Here is a 465-nt window from a genome sequence, read left to right as displayed (position 1 = left end):
AACGACCTTCAGCCCCTTGTCGCGGTCCTCGAGGAGCATCCGCTTCACCGGGTTGTCCGACTCGACCTCGCCGTCGGGAAGGACGTTCTGCGCCTCGTCGAAGATGACCTGCGTCGGGAAGCCCGTCGCCTCGTGATACTCGTGGGCGACCGTCCGCGCCTGCCGCGCCGTTTCGAGCGGGGAGTCGGTCACCCAGTTCAGTCGCGTCGCGTCCGACTCGCGAGCTTCGCCGACCGACCGGACCGTCGCGGCGTCGTCGAGGTCGCGCCCGGTGATGCCGTCGGTGTTGGTGAAGTTGACCCAGATACTCAGACCGGGGAACTCGGCTTGCATCTCACGCAGCAGGGTCGTCTTCCCGCCGCCGGAGTCGCCGGTGACGACCGTGTGGTACGCCTGCATCGTCACGCACCTCCGACACCCGCGAGCGGCGCGAGGTCGTCGTCGAGGTCCTCGTCGTTCTGACCC

At 68.2% G+C, this 465-nt stretch carries 1 protein-coding gene; it reads right to left on the bottom strand.

Going from position 1 to position 465, the window contains the following annotated elements:
* Positions 1–399 (bottom strand): ATP-binding protein (locus tag DVK06_RS17590; protein WP_147438185.1); only part of this gene is annotated, 399 nt, incomplete at its 3' end.
* Between the last annotated feature and the right edge of the window lie 66 nt (positions 400–465).

Source organism: Halorubrum sp. Atlit-28R (genome assembly GCF_003665955.1).
GTDB lineage: Archaea > Halobacteriota > Halobacteria > Halobacteriales > Haloferacaceae > Halorubrum > Halorubrum tropicale.
This window is presented reverse-complemented; position numbering and strand designations above follow the sequence as displayed.